At 73.7% G+C, this 23,183-nt stretch carries 12 protein-coding genes; 10 read left to right on the top strand and 2 right to left on the bottom strand.

What is annotated here, in order from left to right:
• Nucleotides 1-51: 51 nt before the first annotated feature.
• The 7 genes from ACIBCA_RS18735 (at nt 52) to ACIBCA_RS18705 (ending at nt 10,919) form a co-directional block, all read left to right on the top strand.
• On the top strand, nt 52-999 hold the full coding sequence (locus ACIBCA_RS18735; protein WP_396284005.1) for a LysR family transcriptional regulator: 948 nt from the start codon (nt 52-54) through the stop codon (nt 997-999).
• 96 nt (nt 1,000-1,095) lie between these two features.
• Nucleotides 1,096-2,235: an epoxide hydrolase family protein gene (locus ACIBCA_RS18730; protein WP_396284004.1), complete on the top strand. Its 1,140-nt coding sequence runs from the start codon at nt 1,096-1,098 to the stop codon at nt 2,233-2,235.
• A gap of 118 nt (nt 2,236-2,353) precedes the next feature.
• Entirely contained in the window at nt 2,354-2,944 is a 591-nt protein-coding gene (gene grpE, locus ACIBCA_RS18725) for a nucleotide exchange factor GrpE (RefSeq protein WP_396284003.1), read from the top strand.
• Nucleotides 2,945-3,022: 78 nt separating this feature from the next.
• On the top strand, nt 3,023-4,597 hold the full coding sequence (locus tag ACIBCA_RS18720) for an Hsp70 family protein (RefSeq protein ID WP_396284002.1): 1,575 nt from the start codon (nt 3,023-3,025) through the stop codon (nt 4,595-4,597).
• 18 nt (nt 4,598-4,615) lie between these two features.
• Nucleotides 4,616-7,285: a hypothetical protein gene (locus ACIBCA_RS18715; protein WP_396284001.1), complete on the top strand. Its 2,670-nt coding sequence runs from the start codon at nt 4,616-4,618 to the stop codon at nt 7,283-7,285.
• Nucleotides 7,282-8,343 carry a hypothetical protein gene (locus tag ACIBCA_RS18710; RefSeq protein WP_396284000.1) on the top strand — a complete coding sequence of 354 codons (1,062 nt, stop codon included), beginning with the start codon at nt 7,282-7,284 and terminating at the stop codon, nt 8,341-8,343. The genes ACIBCA_RS18715 and ACIBCA_RS18710 overlap by 4 nt, the downstream gene beginning before the upstream one ends.
• Nucleotides 8,340-10,919: a hypothetical protein gene (locus ACIBCA_RS18705; RefSeq protein ID WP_396283999.1), complete on the top strand. Its 2,580-nt coding sequence runs from the start codon at nt 8,340-8,342 to the stop codon at nt 10,917-10,919. The genes ACIBCA_RS18710 and ACIBCA_RS18705 overlap by 4 nt, the downstream gene beginning before the upstream one ends.
• A 7-nt stretch (nt 10,920-10,926) precedes the next feature.
• Here the strand turns inward: ACIBCA_RS18705 and ACIBCA_RS18700 are convergent, their stop codons facing one another.
• Entirely contained in the window at nt 10,927-11,823 is an 897-nt protein-coding gene (locus tag ACIBCA_RS18700; protein ID WP_396283998.1) for a hypothetical protein, read from the bottom strand.
• Nucleotides 11,824-11,827: 4 nt separating this feature from the next.
• Nucleotides 11,828-12,235, bottom strand: coding sequence for a hypothetical protein (locus tag ACIBCA_RS18695; RefSeq protein WP_396283997.1), 408 nt, complete (start codon nt 12,233-12,235; stop codon nt 11,828-11,830).
• A gap of 58 nt (nt 12,236-12,293) precedes the next feature.
• On the opposite strand from ACIBCA_RS18695, the gene ACIBCA_RS18690 reads away from it, so the two are divergent.
• The 3 genes from ACIBCA_RS18690 to ACIBCA_RS18680 all read left to right on the top strand — a co-directional run bounded on the left by ACIBCA_RS18690 (nt 12,294) and on the right by ACIBCA_RS18680 (nt 23,121).
• Nucleotides 12,294-16,691: a CHAT domain-containing protein gene (locus ACIBCA_RS18690; RefSeq protein WP_396283996.1), complete on the top strand. Its 4,398-nt coding sequence runs from the start codon at nt 12,294-12,296 to the stop codon at nt 16,689-16,691.
• A 205-nt stretch (nt 16,692-16,896) separates the two neighbouring features.
• Entirely contained in the window at nt 16,897-20,406 is a 3,510-nt protein-coding gene (gene dnaE / locus ACIBCA_RS18685; protein ID WP_396284146.1) for a DNA polymerase III subunit alpha, read from the top strand.
• A 195-nt stretch (nt 20,407-20,601) separates the two neighbouring features.
• On the top strand, nt 20,602-23,121 hold the full coding sequence (locus ACIBCA_RS18680) for a collagenase (protein ID WP_396283995.1): 2,520 nt from the start codon (nt 20,602-20,604) through the stop codon (nt 23,119-23,121).
• Nucleotides 23,122-23,183 lie beyond the last annotated feature (62 nt).

Raw genomic sequence — 23,183 nt, 5'->3', positions numbered from 1 at the left:
CCGTCGCCAACTGCCTGGTCAAAGGCGGCGGCCCCGGCCTAGCGTGGCCGGATGTTGGAGATGCGGGAGATCGAGGCGTTCCTCAGTGTGGCCGAGGAGCTGCATTTCGGCCGGGCGGGAGAGCGGTTGCGGCTGTCGACGTCCCGGGTCAGTACGCTCGTGCGGGCTGTGGAGCGCCGCGCCGGCGTGCAGGTGTTCGAGCGCAGCAGTCGGGTGGTGAAGCTGACGCCGCAGGGTGCCGCGTTGTACGCGGCCCTGCGGACCGCGTACGTGCAGATCGAGCGGGCGCTGGACGATGCCCGGCGCACCTCGGGGCTGGGCGGCGGGGTGTTGCGTGCCGGGTTCTCCACCACCTTGCCGGAGAAGCTGAGACCGGGGCTGATCGGCGCGTTCGAGGACCGCTACCCGGACTGCCGGGTGGTCGCCTCCGAGCTGCCGACGACCGACCTGTTCCGCTGGCTCGGCAAGCAGTGGCCGGTGGACGTCTTCGTGACCTGGATGCCCGCCCCCTCGGCTCCGGTCGAACCGCCGCTGCACATCGGGCCGGTGATCCACCGCGTGCCGCGTGCCCTCCTGGTCGGCGCCGGGCATCCGCTCGCCGGGCGTGCCACCGTCGACGTCGAGGAACTGGCCGCAGGGGGCCACCCGGTGATCTACCCCGACCTGCCGCAGTGGTTCGGCGAGCGCTGGGCGCCCGCCGTCACCCCCGGTGGCCGGCCGCTGGCCCTGCGGCGGCTTCCCGCCGGGTACGTCGAGGACGTGCTGCGGCTCGTCGCCCGGGGCGAGATGGCGCATCTGACGTTCACCGCGCTGCTGGAGGCGTACGACAGGCCGGGGGTGGTGGTCGCCCCGCTGACCGGGCTGCCGCCGATGCCGGCCCGCGCGGTGTGGCCCTCCGGCCCGCAGGAGCGTCTGGCGGCGGCCTTCGCCGACCGTGCGGCCGCGTACGCGGGACAGGCGGGATGGCTCGACGACGCGTCCTCCGCCCGCCTGACCTGACGCTCCGTCAACTCCCGGGCGATCGTTGCGCCTGGCGTCACGACCGTGTTGCCTTTCGCCGTTGATGCAGGTCGGAGGAGACGAGAGACTTTCCTCATGACCGAGATCAAGCGCTTCCAGATCGACATCCCGCAGGCCGACCTCGACGATCTGCTCGACCGCCTGGCCCGTACCCGCTGGACGGACGAACTGCCCGCGGACCCCGACGCCCAGCCCAACGGCCCGGTGCAGCCGGGCTGGGAGCGCGGTGTCCCACTGTCGTACGTCAAGGACCTCGTCGAGCGCTGGCGCACCACCTACTCCTGGCGGGAGCAGGAGGCGCGGCTCAACAAGTACCCGCACTTCACCACGCGGATCGACGGCCAGAACGTCCACTTCGTGCACGTCCGCTCCTCGCACGAGGACGCCACCCCGCTGATCCTCACCCACGGCTGGCCCAACAACTTCGTGGAGTACGTCGACCTCATCGAGGCGCTCACCGAACCGGAGGACCCGGCCGACGCCTTCCACGTGGTCATCCCCGACATGCCCGGCTTCGGGTTCTCCGGCCCCACCCGCGAGGCCGGCTGGAACCGCCACCGCATCGCGGCCGCCTGGGCGGAGTTGATGAGCCGGCTGGGCTACGAGCGCTACGGCGTGCACGGCAACGACGGGGGCGCCCTCGTCGGCCCCGAGCAGGGCCGGCAGAACCCGGACAACGTCATCGGAGTCCACGTCAACCAGCTCTTCTCCTTCCCCGACGGCACCCCGGGCGAGTTCGAGGGGCTGACCGAGCAGGAGATGGGGATGCTGGCGTTCCTGCAGTCCTTCAACTCCGAGATGTCGGCCTTCGCCGACCTCCAGGCCACCAAGCCGCAGAACCTGGCGCACGCCCTGGCCGACTCCCCGGCCGGCCAACTCGCCTGGATCGGCCAGCTGCTGGGCACCGCGGTGGACCCGGACACCGTGCTGACCATCGCCTCCGTGTACTGGTTCACCAACACGGCCGCCTCCTCGGCCCGCCTCTACTACGAGGACCGCCACGCCGAGCACCCCGCCGAGCCCACCACCGCCCCGACGGCGCTGGCGAGCTTCGCCTACGACTTCCGTCCGGTCCGCAAGTTCGCCGAGCGCGACCACGCCAACATCGTCTCGTGGAACGAGTTCGACCGCGGCAGCCACTGGGCCGCCCACGACGCCCCCGACCTCCTCCTGGGCGACCTGCGCCAGTTCTTCCGCAGGCTGCGCGCGAGCTGACCGGACGCCGGACCGGCGAGGAGGGGGGAGCCGCATGGGCCCCCTCTCCTCGCCGCGCTGTCGGAACGGGTCGCCGGTGCGCTAGCGTCAGAACACGGTCAACAGTTGGAGGGCGGCAGTGTCCGAGGAACCACCCGAGTCGACCCCGGGCACCGAACCGATAGCCCCGGCAGCCCCGACCGAGCCGGACGATCCGGCCCAGCAAGACGATCCGGCCCAGCAGGACGAGCGCTCGGGCGATCTCGCCGTGCTCGCACGGGAGTTCACCGCCGCCCTGACACGGGAGCAGGAGCTCGCCGAGCGCCGGGAGCAGCTGATCACCCAGCTGCACGCGGAGCTGGAGCGACTGCGGCGCGGCGAGGTGGCGAGTGCGCTCACCCTCATCCGGAACCCGTTGATCCGCCTGCACGACCTGATCATCCGCCAGGCCGGGGAGATCCAGGATCCGCTGACCGTCGAGGAGTTGGGTACGCTGCTGCGTGCGCTGGCCGACGAGACGGCCGAGGTGCTGGCCGCCACCGGTGTCGAGCGGTACGCGGCGCGGGCGGGCGACGCCTACGACGCGGCGCGGCACCGGCCGGTCGGGCGGGTCGCCGCGGCGTCGCCGGAGGAGGATCTGACCATCGCCCAGGCCGTCTCCGCCGGTTTCGCGGGCGAGGACCGCGTCGTCCGCAAGTCCGAGGTGGTCGTGGCCCGCTGGGAACCCTGACGGCGCCCGTCGGCGTCCGTTCCACCAGCCGGTCCCCAGCCGGTCCCGTCACCCGTCCCACGTTCCGGGGGGAATCGCATGGCCGTCTACGGCATTGATCTCGGTACCACCTACTCCTGCATCGCCTGCGTCGACGAGGTCGGCCGGCCCACGGTGCTGCGCAACCTCGAGGACTCGGACACCACTCCCTCGGTGGTGTACTTCGAGAGCGGGGACAGCACGGTCGTCGGCCAGAGCGCCAAGGACGCGGCGGTGCTGGACCCGGAGCTCGTGGTGCGGCTGGTCAAGCGCGACATGGGGGAGCCGGTGGTGCGGGAGTTCCACGGCCGGTCCGTCACCCCCGAGGAGATCTCGGCCCGCATCGTGCGCAAGCTCGCCGACGACGCGCGGGTCAGCGGCGGCGCGGAGGTCCGCGACGTGGTGATCACGGTGCCCGCCTACTTCGGGCTCGCGGAGCGCGACGCGACCCGGAAGGCCGGCACCATCGCGGGCCTTCGGGTGCTGGACGTGGTCGCCGAGCCGATCGCCGCCGCGCTGGACTACGGCGCCCTCGACCTGGGCGGCTCGGACCGGCGGTCCCTGCTCGTCTACGACCTGGGCGGCGGCACCTTCGACACCACCGTGCTGACCCTGGACGGCACCGACCTGAAGGTGCTGTGCACGGACGGGGCCAAGGAGCTCGGCGGCGCCGACTTCGACGACCGGATCGTCATGCACCTCGTGGAGTCCTTCCGGGCCAAGTACCCCGACGCGGACGACCCGCTGGCGGACCAGCACTCGGAGACCCAGCTGCGCCGGGACGCCGAGGAGGCCAAGAAGGCGCTCTCCTTCCGCGAGCGCTACCCCGTCCGGGTCATGCACCAGGGCCTGGTCGCGGAGGTCGAGCTGACCCGCAAGGTCTTCGAGGAGCTCACCGCCGACCTGCTCGACCGCACGGTCGAGATCACCCGGCGCACCGTGGACCTCGCCCGCGAGCGCGGCGTCGAGCGCTTCGACGAGGTCCTGCTGGTCGGCGGCTCGACCAAGATGCCCGCCGTCGCGAAGCGGCTCCGGGAGGAGTTCGGCTTCGAGGCCCAGCTGCACAACCCGGATCTGACGGTCGCCCGCGGCGCCGCCCTCTACGCCCTCGACCGGGCCCGCTACGCGATCAGCACCGGCGAGCTGCCGGCCGAGGACGCCCCGGACCTGCCCGACACCGGCCGGATCACCCGGCAGCCGTACCAGGTCACCACCGTCGCGGCGCGCGGCTACGGCATCCGCGTCACCGACGTCGACAGCGACCGGGAGTACGTCGCCCACCTGGTCCACGCGAACGACGGCCTGCCGGCCTCGGTCACCCAGGACTTCTTCACCCTCCGGGCCAACCAGCGGCACGTGAACATCCAGGTGATGGAGCAAGCCGGGGCCGTCGAGTCGGACGAGCTGGACCACAACACCGTGGTCGCCCAGGGCACCCTGGACATCCCGGCGGACAAGCCCGCGCGCTGGCCCTTCGCCTGCGAGTTCTCGCTCGGCACCTCCGGGCTGCTCGAGGTCGTCGCCACCGAGCGGGAGACGGGGCGGAGCATCCACCTGTCCGTCCAGATCGGCGGCATGTCCGAGGGGGCCGTGGACGAGGCGCGGATCGCGCTCAGCCGCGAGCGGATCTCCTGACGGCGGCCGGAGCCGGGAATGGCATTCGACGAGGCGCGCTACCAGCGCGAGGTGCTCGACGCGGGCCTGCCCGTCAGGGACGACCTGCGGCACCGCTACCAGCTCCGCGAGCCGCTGACCCCCGCCGGGGTCGCGGCGGCGGTGGAGGCCGCCCGGAGCTGCTGGCGCCGGTACCGGGGCCGTCTCAAGTACCGCCCGGTGATCGAGCAGCTGGAGGTCGACCACCCGGCCCACCGGGAGCTGTTCGACGCGGCGCGCGGCGGCGACCTCGCCCCGCTGCGGGAGGAGCTCGCCGAGCAGGCCGGGCGCGCGGCCGCCGCGCGCCGGCAGCTGTCGGCCGCACTGGGCGAGGCCTCCGACGGCATCGGCATGATCACCCGTGCGACGCTGCGGCAGGCCGGCCTCGCCTACGGGGCCGACGCGGCGCTGCTGCGGGAGGTCCGGCTCGACCTCGGCCTCACGATCGCCGAACCCGACCCGCTGCCCGTCGAGCTGCCGCATCCGGCGTACGCCCGCTGCGGGCGCCACCTCGCCCTCCTGCGGCTGCGCCACCTGTCGGACTTCCTCGACGCGACGGGCCCCGGCGACCGTACCTCCCGGCCCGTCGAGCCCTTCACGGGCCCCGCGCCCACGGAGCAGGAGGTGGCGCAGGCCGCCGGCCGCTGGGGGCGGCTGCCGCACGGCGCCGCGCACACGGCGGCGCAGGCCGTCGCCGCGGCGGCGCGCACCGTGGTCGGCGAGGCGGGCCCGGAAGGGCTGCGCGGCATCCTGCGGTGGGAGCTGGCGCAGCCGCTGCGGGCCCTGCACGCCGCCCGGGCCGGGGCCGCGCGCCTGCTGGCGCACGCGACCGGGGAGCTGTCGGTGGCCCCGGAGGAAGCCCGGCGCCTGGTCTTCGCGGTGCTGCACGAGCAGCCCGCCGACCCGCTGACCGCGCGGCTGCGCGCCCTGGTCGCGGACGGGCTGCTCATGGAGGCCTCCGTCGTGGCCGAGCGGTTCCCGCCCGCCGCCCGGGAACCGGCGGCCGCCGCACTCGCCGCCCGGCTGGACGCGACCGTGCAGGAGGCACGGCGGCTGACCGCCGAGGCGGCGCGCCACGGTGCCTCCGACCCCGATCTGGCCTGGACCCTGCTGGACGAGGCCGAGGCCCTGGTGCGGGACCTGCCCCGGATCGCCGAGGTGCGCCGCTCCCTCCCCACGCGGCCGGTCCCGCTCGTGACGGCGGTGGCGGGCCGCGCCGGTGTGCTGGTCGACTGGGAGCCCTCCCCGTCCACGGCCGGGCCCCCGCACTACGTCCTGGTGCGCAGTCCGCACTGCGCTCCCCGCTCGACGGCGGACGGCGACCGGCCGGCGCTCCCCCGGCCCGGGCTCTCCCTGCTCGACACCGGGGCGCCGGTGAACCTGCCGCTCTACTACGGGGTCGCCGTCCTGCGCGGCTCCGAGCCCGCGGGGCCGCCGTCCCCGCTGACCGTGTGCGGGCCGGTCCGCTACCGGCCGGAGGTCGACGCGGCCGCGCTGACGGCGGCGGACGGAAGCGTGACCGGCGGCTGGCGCCCGCCCGCCGGGGCGGAGGCGGTGCGGGTCACCCGGCATTCGGACGCCGAACCGCGGGGCCGGCGCCTGCGCTCCCGGCGCGACGGCTTCGCCGATCACGGCCTGCCCAACGGCGTGGTGCACCGCTACCTCGTCCAGGCCGTCTACCTCGACGAGGACGGCACGGCCTCGGCCACCGAGGGCGTGTGGCTCTCCGCGACCCCGCTCGCCCGGCCCAGGCCGGTGACCGGCCTGGACATCGCGCCGGTGCCGGAGGACCCGGAGCTGTTCGAGGCCCGCGTCCGGCCCGGCATGGACGACGCGACGGGCGAGGTCCGGCTGTACGCCTTCGAGGAGGAACCGCGCTGGCCCGTCGGCGAGCGCGTCGCCACGGCCGAACTGTCCCGTGACGGCAGCACGCTGAGCGTCCAGCACTTCACCGACGGCGCGCTGCGCTTCCGGCTCCCCCGGCCGAGCGCGGTGGTCCTGGCGGCCACCGTCGCGGGCGATCGGGCGGTGGTCGGGGCCCGCGCGCTGGTGGCCTCCGCACCGCGCCTGCGCGGGGCACGGGCCTCCCGCGGCCCCGGCGAGGCCGTGGTCACCTTCGCCTGGCCACCGGACGGACCGAGCGAGGTCGAGCTGAGCTGGGACGGCCCGGACGGCGTGCGCAGGCGGCGGGTCGTGACCCGGCTCGGCTACGCGCAGCAGGGCGGCGCCCGGCTGCCGGTCCCGGACGGCCCGGCGCTCGACGTCGAGGTGCGGCTGCTCGGCCGCCCGGAGGGCCTGCGCACCGTCGCCGCGCCCGTCCGGCTGACCCTGCCCGCCTGGTTCGGCCTCGACTACACGCTCACCCGCCCGGGCCTGCCCGGGCGGCGCTCCGTGCGCGCCGTGGTCCGCTCGACCACCCCGGTCCGGGTCCCCGGTCTGCTGCTGGTCAGCTCCCCCGGGCCGACCTGGCCGCTGGCGGCCGGGGACGGCGTGACCCTCGCCGAACTCACCGACGTGGACCTCGCCCCGCACCGGCCGGCGGTCCTCACCGCGCCCCTGCCGCGCGGGCACACGGGCTGGGTGCGGTGCTTCGCGGTCGGGGACGGGATCGTGATGACCGACCCCGCGCCGCACCGGCTTCGCCGCGGGCGCGGGGGAGCCGGGCCGTGACCCCGGCCGCGCGGTGGCTCTGCCCGTCCTGCCTGGAGCGGATCGGCCGGGCCGACGTCGGCTACCGGTGCACCTCCGGCGACGCACGCTGCGCCGGGGACCGCCGGCTGAAGGCGGCCGATCCACTGGCACCCCCGGCCGTGTGCGGGACGTGCCGGCGGACGACCGCGCGCCAGTTCTGCCGGCGCTGCAAGAAGCGCCTGCCGAACGGCTACCTGCGCCACCCCGCCCGTACGGTGGCGCTCCTCGGCCCGCCCGGCGCCGGGCGGAGCACCCTGGTCACCGTGCTGCTGCACGAACTGCGGCACCGGCTCGGCGAGGAGCTGGGCCTGGCCCTGGTGGCGGGCGACGACCGGACCGGCGCCGAGGTCGCCCGCCACGAGCGCCGGCTGTACGAGGAGGGCCGGCTGCCCCCGCGCACGGCGCCGCCGGACGGGAGCCCCCCGCTGGTCCACCGGCTGACCCGCGCCGGCGGGCGCCGCGAGCGGGCCCTGACCCTGGTACTGCTCGACGAGTCCGGCCGGAACCCGGTGAACGGACCGACGGGCCTGGGGAACGCGGACGCCGTCATCCTGGTCCTGGACCCGCAGCACCTGGACCCGCAGCGCCTGCCGGGGGCAGGCACCCCGTCCGGCCTGGACCAGGCGCTCGGCCCGGTGCTCGACCGGCTGCTCGACGCCCTGACCCCGCAGGACGGCCGCGTCCGCGTGCCGGTCGCGACCGTCCTGGCCAAGCTGGACCTGCTCACCCCGACCCTCCTGCCCGACTCGGTGCTCCGGCGGCGCCGTGCGCCCGGCGCGCGGTTCGACCCGGTGGACCGGGCCACGGTGGACGCCGAACTGCGGGCCCTGCTGGAGCTCTGGCAGGCGGGTGCGCTCGTCCGGCACCTGGACGACCTGTGCACCGACCACCAGTTGTTCGCCCTCTCCGCGCTCGGCGCCGCGCCGCGCGGGGGCGCGATGCCACCGGAGGGCCCGCTGCCGCACCGGGTCGAGGACCCGCTGCTGTGGCTGCTGCACCGCTTCGGGTTCCTCGACGGCCTGCGGTCGGGGCGGTGAGCGTGCGCAAGCCGCCGCAGTGGATCCGTGGCGCCCTCCGGCACCCGCTGAGGACCGTCCGCAGGACGTTCTGGGCCCTCCTGCCCATCGCGGTACTGCTCGCCCCCGAGGGGCGCAGGATCCTGCTGGTCCTCCTGGTCGCCGCTGTCGTCCTCTGGTTGCAGTTCCGGATCGGCCGCCTGACGGTTCGCCATGCCGTCGCGGTCTGGAAGGCGTTCTTCGACAAGCCCGCCGAACCCCTGTCCGAACAGACGGGCGACGAGCCGGTCCGGCCCGGCTACCTCCGGCAGGCGGGACCGGAGGGGCTTCGGACCGTGTGGCGCGAGCTGTGGCGGCTCTGCGTGCGGGAGCTCACGTGGCCCGCTCCCGACGAGATCGAGGTGGAGGCGCGCAAGAGCCGGTTCCGCTACGTGGCCCTCACGGTCCGATCCGTCGCCCTGGTGGTACGCGTCGCGTCCGTCGTCCTGGGAGTCCCGACCGTCCTGGCGTCCGGAGTGCTCGTGCTCCCCGCACTGCTGGGCCAACTGCTGCTCTGGGCGCTGCTGGCGGCCGGCTCCTGGCTCCTCACCTCGCTCTGTGCGGCACTCGACCTGGCCGCCCGCCGACTGCGCGGCGCCGCCACCGTCTGCCCGCACCCGGCCTGCGGCCGGGCCGTCGCGCTGCCCGCCCGACGCTGCCCCACCTGCGGGGCCGCGCACCGCCGACTCGTGCCCGGCCGCTTCGGGGCCGTACGCCGCACCTGCGTCTGCGGCCACCGACTTCCCGCCGCCACCCTCTTCGGGGCATGGCGCCTCGATGCGCAGTGCCCGCACTGCGCCCGGCCCATGCTCCCGGGAGACGTGCCGATCCGCCTCGTGCTGGCGGCGGGGGCTCCCGACTCCGGGCGCGGCGCCGTCGTCCGCCAGGCGGTCACCCAACTCGCCGATCACCTCCGGCCGTTCGGCGGCGAGGTCGGCGCCGGCCCGAGGGGCACGACCACGGCCCGGCTGTCCGGCCTGCGGGGCGGCCGGCGGTCGCTGGCGCTGCTCGCCCCACCGGAGCGGCTGCTCCTGACGGCGGACGGCTTCGACGCGGTGGAAGGCCTGCACCACGCGCACGGCCTGCTGCTGACCCTCGACGCGCGCCAACTGCCCGGAGTGCGCCGCGCACTGACCGCCTCCGACCGGACGAGGCTCGGCCTGGCCACGGCAGACGGCCCGGACCAGGTCGAGGTGGTCGAACGCGTCCTGCGCGCCGCCGACGGCCTGCCCCCGGGCAGCCGCCCCCGCCGGATCGCGGTGGTGCTGACCGGGACCGCCGCCCTCGACCACACCTCCGTCGGCCCCGTCGTCGGCTCCGGAGAAGCGGCGCCGGAGGCCGCCGTACGGACGTGGCTGGCGACGGCCGGGGCCGGGAACCTGGTCCGCACGCTCGACCACACCTCCGTTCCGGTGCGGTTCCTGACGGAATCCTCCGCCGACGCGTCACCGGACCTGGCCGGGATGCTGCTCTGGACGGCGGGCATCCCGATCGCCGCCGCAGCCCGCCCGCGCCCGGTCCGCCCGGTGCGCCCGGTGCGCCCGGCCCGCAGCCTCCCGAAGGCGGGAAGCGCGATCGGCCCCCGCTACGGCCTGCTCCTCTCCCACTTCGCCGGCCTCGCGGCGTCCTTCGTGTTCCTGTTCATTCCTCTCGTCGCCTCACTGCCGCCGGTGATGCCCCGCACCGAATCGGCCCTTCCTTCGAGCCGCAGCGAACCGCCCCTTCCTTCGAGCCGCGCCGACTCCCACCAGGACCCGCTGACGAAGGCGTACGGGCACGTGTACCTCCCTCCCTCGAAGGCCTTTCCCTCCGCCGACCTCACCCGCGCCCGGTCAGGCGTCTCGTGGCCGGCGTTCTCGGCCGACTACTCGGCCCCGGGAAGTTCTCCGGACGGACCACGGGTCGGTACCGAGGGCCACTGGTCGACCGCCGGCAGCCCGAACGCGGGCAAGCCCGGATCGCCGGACTGGATCGAGCTCGACTTCGGCGTCCGGGTCGAGATCCGGCTGGTCGACGTGGTGGTCGAAGGGACGGACCCCGTGACGGTCCGGGTGCAGGTGCCCGGGGCGGGGGGCGGCTGGGCGGTCCCGGACAACGAACGGGACGACACCTCGGTCGCTCATCTGCACGAGATCTCCGTGCCGGTCACCGCGTCCGCGCTCAGGATCACCGTCGAGGGCGGCAAGGACGGGGTGGACATCGGCGGCCTGGCCGTCTGGTCCCCCGCCCCGCAACGGCTCCGGCTGCACCCCTCCGGAGCCGGACTGGAGGTGAGCACCACCTCGGACACCCCGGTGCCGATCGAGGTGTTCACCCCGGACCTCCCGGCGGGCTGGCGGGCGACGCCGGACGGCGCGCTGCCCCGCCAGACGTCGGCCGCCGCGCCGGCCCGCGCCGCCTGGCGGTTCACCGGCCCCGCGGGCGAACCGCCGCGCCCGGTCCTCTACGCCGTCGGCCTGCCCGACCACGGGATCGGCACCGTCGCCGAGTGCGTCGCGCTCGTCCGGCTGGCGCCGGAGGGACCAGTGGTACAGCCGGTGACCTGCGCGAAGGAATGACGGCCGTTCAGGACGCCTCGGCGCTCTCCGCAGCCGGCTCCCCAGCCGACACCCCAGCCGACTCCCCAGCCGACACCGCCGCCGACCCCCCGGCCTTCTCCCCCGCCTTCTCCCCGGCCGCCTCCGCGACCACCTCCACCGTGCTCGCGAGCACCACGACCGCGTGCCGCAGCCAGCGCCAGGCGGCCAGCCCGAGGACGGCGCCCACCAGCACGCCCGGCCACCACCAGCAGCCGAGCACCAGGAAGGCGAGGCTCCAGGCCATCGCCTCGGCGGCGGCGTCGTAGCCGTCCCGCGCGTCGAGCAGGGCGGTGCGCGAGGCCTCCGGCAGGTCGAGCAGCAGCCGGACCCACGAGTTCTCCACGTCGAGCCCCCGGACCTCGCGCACCCGGTCGGCGGCGGCCCGCAGGCGGTCCCCGCTCCAGGTGGGGGTGGTCGGTGCGGTGGCCGGGGCGGACACGGCACGTGCCTCCAGCCGGGCCGCCCGCATCACCTCCCCCCGGCCGCGCGCCCGCAGGGCGTCGTCGAGCAGCTCGTCCGGCGCCCGCCACCGGGCGACCCTGCGCCGCCGGACCCGCTCGCCCACCGGGGCGAGCCACCACGGGAAGCCGCCGGCGGCCACCGTGCCCAGCAGCTGCGCCACCACCGGGGCGGCGAAGGCCCCGGCGGCCGCCCCGATCGCGTAGAGCAGCCAGACGGCCGTGAGTCTGGCCGACGCGCCCTCGGCCTGGGCGGCGCCGAGGTGATCGGCCAGCCGCTGCACGGCCAGCCGCAGGTCGCCCCCGTGGGCCTGCCCCAGTCCTCCGGCCACGACCGCCAGGGCGACGAACAGCGCGGAGGGGAGGAGGCGTCGGAGGAACCACCGGTCGGGTATCCGGCTCTGGAGCGCCAGGAGCAGTTCCACGGCCTCAGCCCGCCACGTGGCGCATGGGCCGGGCCAGGAGCCGGCACTCCGGCGCGGTCTGGCCGGCCTGACCGTTCTGTCCGAGCTGCCCGCGCTCGGCCCGCTGGACGCGCTCGCAGGCGCCGTTGGGGCAGACCCAGCCGGTCACCGGGGGCGGGGCCTGGAGCCAGTCGTGCGCTCCCATGACGCCGGTGAGGCCGAGGCCGCCGGGAATCCCCGCCTCCTCGGCGAGCCGGTGCAGGTGCCGGACGGCCTCGTACCACTGGGCGCTCCCCGGCTCGCCGGCCCGTACGGTCTCGATCGCCGGGGCCCAGCCTGCGCCGACCTCGGCTTCGAGGTCGGCGAACTCGGCGCACGCGTACGCGACCGCCTCCTGGTACTCCTGCCGCTGCCGGCGTCCCGGTCCGCTCACTGCCGCCCCTCCCGCCAAGGCCTCAACCCTGAGTGATCATCAGAATATGCTGGGCGGCATGTCTGTCGAGGAGTTGGCCGACCGCCTGGCCGCCCGGCTCGCCGAGGCCGAACGTACCAGGGACGCAGGACCGTTGCTGGCGGAAGACGCCGAACTGGACGTGCTCCGCCTGCTGGTGGAGGCCGCGCCCGCCCCGAACACCGTGGTTCCGTACGGGCCGCTGCTGCTGGTCTGCTGGGCGTACTGGTACCGGGCGGCCGCCGGCACGCGCAATCCGGCCGCCGACCGGGACGTGGTGCTGGCCCTCGCCCTGCGCAACGTCCTGCGCCCGCGCCTGCCCGACCCGTCCGTGCTGCCCGCCCTGCCGCCGGGCGCCGAGGAGGCGGAGGTCGACGACCTGGCCCTGCTGTCGGGCTTCGCCTGCCTGATGAGCGCCGCCTGCACGGCACTGGCCACCCGCGCGGTGCGGGACGGCTCTGCGGCCGGGGCCGCGCACCGCTACGACCAGGGCGCCGCCTGGCTGCTCGACGCCCACGCGGTGACGCCGGAGGACCACGAGGGCTTCGGCGACCTGTCGACGGCACTGGTCGCACTGTTCCAGGGCCGCTTCGAGGAGCTCGCCGAACCCGCATCGCTCGCCACCGCGGCACAGTTCGCGGCCAGGGCCTGCGCCGTCGTCCCGGCCGGGCATCCCCGGCAGGGGGCGCTCCGGCCGCTGCTGCTCGACGTGGTCGCCCGGGCCGCCGTGCTGCTCGGCAGGCCGGGCCTCGACGAGCTGGAGGAACGGCTCGCGGGCTGGGACATCCTGCCGCTGCCCGAAACCCTCGGGCAGGTCGAGCGGTTGCGGGCGCTGACGGCCGAGGTCGGGGGCGACCCGGGGGTCCTGGACGCCGCCGCCGGCCTGCTGCTCCACGAGGCCGCCGTGGAGGAGCGCGACCTGCCCGTCCTGGCCTGCGCGGCCGAGCGCCTGCGCGCGGCGCTCGCGGCCCTTCCCCCGGAGGACCCCCGGCGCAGCCTGCTGCGGGCCGGGCTGCGCGACGCGATGACCCGGCTGGGCCGGGACCCGGGCCCACCCGATGTCTCGGACCAGCTCGACACGGCGGTGTCGGAACTCCTCCACCTGGTCACCGAAGGCGGGCAGCAGGCCGGGCCGGTGGCCGAAGTGGCAGACCGGATCCTCTCCCACGCCGGGCAGTTGGCCCGGGAGCGCGGCCTGCCCGACCTGCCCGCCGAGGTGCGGGCCGCGCTCGCCTTCCTGGACTGCACGATCGACGCGAAGGGCCCTGAGGACCTCCCCCGGCAGCGCCTCGCCCGCTACCGCCCGGCCTGGGAGGCCCTGCCGGCGGACCACCCGGCCCGCGTCCTGTACGGCACGATCCTCGCCACGCTCGCCGGCGACTGGGCCGAGACCATGGCCGCGGACTCGCCCCACCTGGCGGCCGAACTGGCGGAACTGGCCGCCGAGACGACCACCCGCGTGCTGGCCGAGGCGCCCGCCGGCTCCACCCCGGCGGACGCGCTGCGGGCCGGACACCCGCTGGAGGCCAGGGTCGCCGCCCTGACCGCGCTCGCGGGCCGCTCCTGGTCGGCGGAGACGGAGGACGCGCTGACCCGCCTCGGGAACGGTACGGTCCGCGCCCTGGCCGGCTACCTCGGTGACGCGGCGGCCACGATGCTCGATCTGCTGGGCGGGGACCTGACCGGCCTCCGGGCCCTTCAGGGCCTGGGCGACCCGGACCCGGGAGAGGAGTCGAGCGTGCCGGCGACCCTCCGGGACCTGCGCACCGTCCTCGAACGGTTCGGCGAGGACGACGGGTTGCGGCGGGCCGGCGGCGAGGTGCTCAGCGCCGTCCTGCGCACCGGCGATCTGCGGGCCCTGGACCCGGACACCCTCGCGGCCGCGACCGAACTGCTGCGGCGGACCCGTGAGCATCCGGACGGCCCCTCCGCGAAGGTCTCCGCGGTCCTGGCCGACCTGCTCACCCTCCAGACCCTGCGGACCAGCGACCGGGCCGCGGTCATCGAGGCCGCGGCCATCAGGGAGGCCGCACCCGCCACCGAGGACGACGACTCCCCGGCCGGACCGCATCTCGCCCTGCGCAACGCCACGGCCGCAGTCATGACGCGGCTCAGCTCCTACATGTACACCCATGACCCGGACCAGCTGGAGCGGGCCAGGAGCGCTGTGCCGGGGCTGCTGGAGCTCGCCGAGCGAGCCGCCGCCGCGGCCGGGGCGGACCCCCGCGAGTACCGGCTCCGGATCGAGAACCTGCACAACCTCCTGGACATCGTGGGCCCCGGCGGCGGGCCCAATCCGGCAGCCCCCGACGAGCTGCTGGAACGCTGCCGCCGCGCCTTCCGGGAGGCCGGGCAGGGCGAACACCGCGTCTTCGCCGGGACGATGCTCATCAGGGAGCTGCTCCAGCGGTGGCTCAAGCAGCAGCAGAACGCCCCGGACGTGGTGGACGAGGTGGAGGCGCTGCTCGACGAGCTGATGCCCGAACTGGACCCGAGCATGGCGACCACCATGCGCATCGTGACGGCGATGCTCCGCCGCCGCTCGGGCGAGACCGTCGACCTCAGCCGCTTCGCGCCACCGCAGCCGGCCACCGGGGCGGCGCCCGGGGCTGCGAACAAGGCTGCGGGCGGGGCTGCGAACGGGCTCATGGCCCGCTACGCGGACCTCCTCGTCTCGAAGGACCCGCTGGAGGCCCAGATCGCGATGCTGCGCACCCCGGACGCCCCCCTCCTCATGCGCGCGCACAGCGGGATCGCCGCCGCCGTCCGCGCGCTCCACACCGCGCCGTCCGGGGTCGACCTCGCGCTCTCCCTCGGCGCCGAGACCGTGGACCTGCTGGAGCGGATCACCGACCGCGGCAGCCCGCAGCAGGCCGCCGAACACGGCCTGCTCACCTTCGACGGCGATGTCCGGCATCTCGCCGCCCTGATCGCGACGCACCTGATGCACGAGCAGCCGGCCGCCGGCCGGACCCGCGCCGTCTCCGGGCCCCTGATCGAGGCGACGGTGGCCCTGCACGAACGCGGCCGCGGCCTGCTGCTGGCCCGCCGGCTCGAATCACGCGTGGACCTCGGCGACCTCACCCGCCTGCACCCGCCGCTCGCCGACCGCTTCCGGGCACTGACCGACCGCCTGGACGCCCCCGACCGCGCCGCCCCCGACCGCGCCGACTCCGACCGCACCGCCCCCGACCGCACGGCCCCCGACCGCGCCGACTCCGGCCGCGCCGTCTCCGACCGGGAACGCCTCGCCGGCTGGCAGGCCTCCACCGAGCTGGACCAGGTCATCGAGGAGATCCGGGCGCAGCCGGGCTTCGCGGACTTCCTCGGCCCCCTGCCACCCGCCCGCCTGCGCGAGCTGGCCGCCGAGGGCCCGATCGTCGTCCTCAACCACGTCCGGAGCTATCACGTCCTCGCCTTCCTCGTGACCCCGCAGGAGGTGTCGGCCCTCCGCCTCGATGTGAGGGCGGAAGAGGTGACCGACGCCGCCGGGCGGCTCGCCGAGGCCATCGGGGCGATCTACGCCCGCGGCGGCCGCCGCCCGCCACCCGCCGAGCTGAAGGCGGCCCGGAACACGGTCGACGAGGTGCTCTCCTGGACCTGGCACGCCCTGGTGGAGCCCGTCCTGACCCACCTGGGCGGCCCCTTCGCCGACCCGGGCCACCACGCCCCCGGCCACCTTCCCCGCCTCTGGTGGGTGCCCACCGGCCCGTTCAACGCCCTCCCCCTGCACGCGGCCCAGTGCCGCCGCCCCGACTGCGCCCGGGGGCGGTGCGGCAGCGCCCTCGACCGCGTCGTCTCCTCGTACGTGCCGGGCTTCCAGACCCTCGCCCACGCCCGCGCCGCCGGGCGCAGGCCCGACACCGCCGCGCAGCGCGCCCTGGTGGTGTCCGAGTCCGACGCCGTGCTGCCCGGAGCGGTGGCCGCCGCCCGGTTCGCGGAGGGCCGGCTGGCCTCGCCCAGGGTGCTGATCGGGAGCCGCGCCACCCGCGAGGCCGTCCTCGACGAGCTGCGCGGCTCGCAGTGGGTGCAGTTCGGCTGCCACGCGCACAGCTCGCCGGAGCAGCCCGCCGGCAGCTGGATCCAGCTGCCGAGCGGGGAGACCCTGTCGGTGGTGGACATCTGCCGGATCCGCCCGGACTCGGCCCGGCTCGCGGTGCTCACCGCCTGCGGCACGGCGCGGGCCTCGCAGCGGCTCGCGGACGAGGCGGTGCACATCTCCAGCGCGTTCCTGCTGGCCGGGTACCCGGAGGCCGTGGGCACCCTGTGGGAGATCGAGAGCACCCGGCTCGAATCCTTCCTGCGCGGCTTCTACGACCGGCTGCTCGCCGACGGCCTGCCGCCGGCCCGTGCGCTCCACCACACGGTGCGGCGCCTGCGGGACGAGGCCCCCGACCGCCCCTACGTCTGGGCGGCGTACATCCACGCGGGGGTGTGAGGCGAGTCCGCCCGGCGGATCCCCGGAGCGGGGTACGTCAGGCTCCCGTCAAACCGGCCCATACCGGGCCCCGCCCGGCGCGTCGCGCTCCCCCGTCCGCTAGCGTGGACGACTTCCCGCCCGAGTCCCGCCCGCCATCTCCGAGGAGCCAAGCGCCGTGTCGTCCGACAGCTTCGCGCATCTGCACGTCCACACCGAGTACTCGATGCTCGACGGGGCGGCGAAGAACGGCAAGCTGTTCGCCGAGGCGGAGAGACAGGGCATGCCCGCCATCGCGATGAGCGACCACGGGAACATGTTCGGCGCGTACGAGTTCTTCCACTCGGCGGCGAAGACCGGGGTGAAGCCGATCATCGGCATCGAGGCGTACGTGGCGCCGGGGTCGCGGTTCCACAAGAAGCAGGTGTTCTGGTCGCCGGGCGGTCAGCGTCCGGCGAGCAGTGACGGTGAGGGCGGCAAGGACGTCTCCGGTGGCGGCCGCTACACCCACATGACGATGTGGGCGCAGAACGCGACCGGTCTGCGGAACCTGTTCAAGCTCTCCTCGCTGGCGTCGATGGAGGGCTACTACATGAAGCCCCGCATGGACCGCGAGCTGATCGCCGCGAACGCGACCGGGATCATCGCCACCACGGGCTGCCCCTCGGGCGAGGTGCAGACCCGGCTGCGGCTGGGCCAGTACGACGAGGCGGTGAAGGCGGCCGGCGCGTACCAGGACATCTTCGGCAAGGAGAACTACTTCCTGGAGCTGATGGACCACGGCCTGTCCATCGAGCAGGACGTCCGCGAGGACCTGCTGCGCCTGGCGAAGCAGCTGAACATCCCCCTGCTGGCCACCAACGACTCGCACTACGTGACCGCCGACCAGGCGGACGCCCACGACAGCCTGCTCTGCGTGGGCGTGGGCAAGAACAAGGACGACCCGAACCGGTTCAAGTTCCAGGGCACCGGCTACTACGTGAAGACCGCCGAGGAGATGCGCGAGCTCTTCCGCGAGCTGCCGGAGGCGTGCGACAACACGCTGGCGATCGCCGAGCGCGTCGAGTCGTACGACGAGGTGTTCACCTACGTCGACCGGATGCCGCAGTTCGACGTGCCGGAGGGCGAGACCCAGGCGTCGTTCCTGCGCAAGAAGATCGAGATCGGCCTCAAGCACCGCTACGGCGACAGCCCCAGCCAGGAGGTGCTGGAGCGCGTCGAGCTGGAGATGGGCGTCATCACCCCGATGGGGTTCGACGCGTACTTCCTCGTGGTCGCCGACATCTGCCAGTACGGGCGCGACAACGGCATCCCCGTCGGCCCGGGCCGTGGTTCGGCGGCGGGCTCGATGGTGTCCTATCTCACCGGCATCACGCAGCTGGACCCGCTGGAGCACGACCTGCTCTTCGAGCGCTTCCTGAACCCCGAGCGCATCAACCCCCCGGACGTCGACATCGACTTCGACGACCGCCAGCGCGACCAGATGGTGCGCTACGTCACCGAGAAGTACGGCGCCGCGTACACGGCCCAGGTGAACACCTTCGGCACCATCAAGGCCAAGGCGGCCGTGAAGGACGCCAACCGCATCCTCGGCTACCCCTTCTCGATGGGCGACCGGATCACCAAGGCGATGCCCCCGGACGTCATGGGCAAGGGCGTGCCGCTGGCCGACCTGTTCAACGAGAAGCACCCCCGCTACAACGAGGGCACCGAGATCCGGGCGCTGTACGAGAACGAGCCGGACGTCAAGAAGATCATCGACACCGGGCTGGGCATCGAGGGCCTGATCCGCGGCACCGGTGTGCACGCCGCCGCGGTCATCCTCTCCTCCACCCCGCTGCTGGAACTGATCCCGCTGCACAAGCGGGACAAGGACGGCACGATCATCACCGGATTCGACTACCCGTCCTGCGAATCCATGGGCCTGATCAAGATGGACTTCCTGGGTCTGCGGAACCTGGGCATCATCGATCACTGCCTCAAGATCGTGAAGGCCAACCGGGGCGTCGACGTGGACATCGAGAAGGTCCCGATCGACGACCCGACCACCTACCAGCTGCTCGCCCGCGGCGACACCCTGGGCGTGTTCCAGCTCGACGGTGGCCCCATGCGCGCCCTGCTGCGGCTGATGAAGCCCACCGAGTTCGCCGACATCTCCGCCGTCTCGGCGCTGTACCGGCCCGGCCCGATGGGCATGAACTCCCACACCAACTACGCGCTGCGCAAGAACGCCCAGCAGGAGATCATCCCGATCCACCCGGAGCTGGAGGAGCCGCTCAAGGACGTCCTCGGCCCCACCTACGGCCTCATCGTCTACCAGGAGCAGGTGCAGCGAGCCGCCCAGGTGCTGGCCGGCTACAGCCTCGGACAGGCCGACCTCCTCCGCCGCGCGATGGGCAAGAAGAAGAAGGAGGTGCTGGAGAAGGAGTTCGTCCCCTTCCACGCCGGGTGCAAGGAGCGCGGCTACTCCGACGAGGCCATCCAGGCGGTGTGGGACGTCCTGGTCCCCTTCGCCGGCTACGCGTTCAACAAGTCGCACTCCGCCGCGTACGGCCTGGTCTCGTACCAGACGGCCTACCTGAAGGCGAACTACCCCGCCGAGTACATGGCCGCCCTGCTCACCTCCGTGGCCGACGACAAGGACAAGATGGCCGTCTACCTGGCCGAGTGCCGGGCGATGGGCATCAAGATCCTCTCGCCGGACGTCAACGAGTCCGTCGTCGACTTCACCGCCGTCGGCAGCGACGTCCGCTTCGGCCTCAAGGCCGTGCGCAACGTCGGCGTGCCGGTGATCGAGTCGATGATCAAGACCCGTGCGGAGAAGGGGAAGTTCTCCTCCTTCCCGGACTTCCTCGACAAGGTCGAGCTGGTGGTCTGCAACAAGCGCACCGTCGACTCCCTGGTGAAGGCCGGCGCCTTCGACTCCCTCAACCACACCCGGCTCTCCCTCAGCACCGTCCACGAGAGCGCCATCGACGCCGTGACGGGCGTCAAGAAGCAGCAGGCGATCGGCCAGGACGACCTGTTCGGCAGCCTCGACGGCGGCTCCGACACCCCGACCATCGGCCTGGACTTCGAGCTGACCGACCGCGAGTGGCCGCGCAAGCAACTCCTCAGCCTGGAACGGGAGATGCTCGGCCTGTACGTCTCCAGCCACCCGCTGGACGGCGCCGAGCACATCCTCTCCCGCAACCGGGACAGCTCCATCGCCGAACTCCTCGGCTCGGGCCGCACCGAGGGCGAGGTCCGCCTGGCGGGCCTGGTCACCAACGTGGACCGGCGCATCAACAAGGCCGGCAACGCCTGGGCGATCATCACCCTCACCGACCGCGACGCCTCGGTCGAGGTGCTGTTCTTCCCCGCCACCTACAACCTGATGTCCGCGCAGATGATCGAGGACAACGTCATCTCGGCGCGCGGCCGCCTCAACGAGCGCGACGGCTCGCTCAGCATCTTCGGCCAGGAGATCACCACCCTGGACATGTCCTCCGCCGAACTCGGCACCAAGCCGCCCGTCCAGATCACCGTCCCCGCCGCCCGCATCACCCCGGAGACGGTGGCCGAACTGAAGCTCGCCCTCCAGGCCCACCCCGGCGACGTCCCGGTCCGCCTGCTGACCACCAACTGGGACAAGGACACCCTCTACGAGCTCGGCTACCTGGTGAACCCCGACAACGGCCTCGCCTCCGACGTCAAAACCCTCCTCGGCAACCGCGCCTGGGCCGGAACGCTCTAACCGCTCTCGCAGTCACACCCGTCGACCCCCGCACCGCAAGCCCGGTACGGGGGTTGATGCTATGGCCGCATGGGGCGGAATGCTATGTCACACCTCATTGATAAGGGCGGTCGGTACATGACACCGTGCCAGACGAGCCCTCCGTTCCCCCCACGCCTCGGGGGCTCGTCCTCCACCCCCCACCTAGGAGTGACGATGCGTCACATATCCAGGCTGTCCCGGGTGATGGCCGTGCTCGCCGCAGCGAGCACCGCCGTCGTCGGGTTCACCGCGGCACCGAGCTTCGCCTCCCCCACGGCGACGGCCGGCCCGCTCGTGAGCCTGAGCGCGCAGCACAGCGCCAGCGCCCCCACCGGCACAGCCCCCACCGGCAGCGCCTTCGGCTCCGGCACCGCCGCGCAGACCCAGGCGGGGCGGCTCGCCCCCGCGCTGCTGCCGCCGCGCTCGCCGCAGTCCGCCGCCCCGCAGGCGCAGACGCCCCAGCTCGCGAAGGCCCTCACCGCGGCCTCCTGCACCCCGGGCGACTTCTCGAGTCGCAGCGGTTCGAGCCTGGTCTCGTTCGTCCAGGGCTCGACCACCGACTGCATCAGCTCGCTGTTCCACCTCACCGGCGGCGACGCCAACGGGGTGTTCAAGCAGAGCCAGATGACGGACGTGGCGAACGGGCTGCGCAGCGCCGCCGCCTCGTACCCGGGCGACAACTCGACCGGCGTCTTCCAGCTGGTCTACTTCCTGCAGGCCGGGTACTTCGTGCAGTACTACCACCCGGCCGACGTCGGCACGTACGACTCCTCGCTCACCTCCGCCGTGCAGGGCGGGCTCGACGCCTTCGTGGCGAGCCCGCACTTCCTGGACGTCACGGACGGCAACGGGCAGGTCGCCGGGCAGGCGATGATCCTCAGCGACAGCGCGAACCTCCAGGCCCGCTACCTGAACACCTACAAGAAGGTGCTCAACGCGTACTCGTCCTCCTGGGACGCGTCCTGGTACATGGTGAACTTCGCGAACAACGTGTACACCCCGATCTTCCGCGGCCACCAGAACGACGACTACGTCGCGGCCGTCACCGCCGACCCGAGCATCATCACCACGCTCGACTCCTTCGCCCTGAACCACAAGGGCATGCTCGGCGGCACCAACTCCTTCCTCGTCTCCAACGCCGGTCTGGAGACGTCCCGTTACATCGAGCACCCGGCGCTGGTGGCCACCGTCAAGCCGCTGATCAAGGGCCTGCTGGACGTCTCCTCGATCACCGGCCCGACCGCCTCGCTGTGGGTCGGCGTCGCCGGCATGGCCGAGTTCTACGACAAGGCGAACTGTTCGTACTACGGCGTCTGCGACCTGCCGGCGAGGCTCAAGGCCGCCGCGCTGCCGATCAACCACACCTGCGACTCCACCCACAGCATCCTCGCGCAGAGCCTGACCGCCGCCGACCTCGCCGCCGTCTGCGCCAGCCTGCAGAACCAGGACCCGTTCTTCCACAACCTGGTCGGCGACAACGGCCCGATCCCCGGGCAGTACGAGAACGCGCTGCAGATGGTGGTGTTCGCCTCCCCGCAGGACTACCGGACGTACGCGGGCGGCATCTACGACATCAGCACCAACAACGGCGGCATGACCCTGATCGGCGACCCGAGCGACCCCAACAACCTGCCGATCTCGATCACCTACCAGAACGGTGACGACGGCTTCACCGCGGGCGTCTGGAACCTCAACCACGAGTACACCCACGCGCTGGACGCCCGCTACGACATGAAGGGCAAGTTCGGCGAGCAGGTCTCGGTGCCGGACGTCTGGTGGATCGAGGGCGTCGCCGAGTACGTCTCGTACAGCTACCGGGGCATCACCGACACCGGCGCGGTCGCCGAGGCGCCCAAGCACACCTACGCGCTCAGCACGCTGTTCCAGAACACCTACGACAACAGCGACACCACCCGCACCTACCCGTGGGGCTACCTGGCCGTCCGGTTCATGGTCGAGAAGCACCCGGACGTCATCCGCACCATGCTCGGCCACTTCCGCACCGGCGACTACACCGGCGGCTACGCGGTCTACAACTCCATCGGCACCGCGTACGACAGCGAGTTCACCACCTGGCTGGACGCCTGCGCCGCCGGCGCCTGCACGGTCGGCAGCGCCCCCACCGCCGCCTTCACCGCCGCCCCCACCGGCCTGACCGCCCAGTTCACCGACCGCTCCACCGTGACCGGCGGCGGCCGGATCGCCTCCTGGGCCTGGAAGTTCGGCGACGGCGCCACCTCCACCGACCAGAGCCCCTCGCACGCCTACACCAGCGCCGGGAGCTACGAGGTCAGCCTCACCGTGACCGACGCCAACGGCAAGACCAACAGCATCACCCAGTCCGTCACCGTCGGCGCCCTCAACGGCTGCGCCGCCCTCGACACCCGCGCCCTGGACAAGAACTGCTCCCGCACCGGACAGTCCGCGACCGTCGGCAACCTGGACTACTACTACATCTACCTGCCCGCCGGCAGCACCACCCTCAAGATCAACAGCACCGGCGGTACCGGCACCGCCTACCTGCTCTACAACCCCGACTCCTGGGCCACCCCGAGCGCCCACACCAACGGCTCCCAGACCTCCGGGACCACCACCCAGAGCCTGACCGTCACCAACACCACGGCGGGCTACCGCTACATCAGCCTCTACGCGCAGACCGACTTCAGCGGCGTGACCATCACCACGCAGTACTGATCCCGCAAAGCACGAAGCGGCGGCGGTCCGGAGCACGACTCCGGACCGCCGCCGCGGTGTCG

This window comes from Kitasatospora sp. NPDC051170 (assembly GCF_044455705.1).
Taxonomy (GTDB): domain Bacteria; phylum Actinomycetota; class Actinomycetes; order Streptomycetales; family Streptomycetaceae; genus Kitasatospora.
The sequence above is the reverse complement of the archived record's forward strand: the minus strand, read 5'-3'. Positions and strand labels throughout refer to the sequence as shown.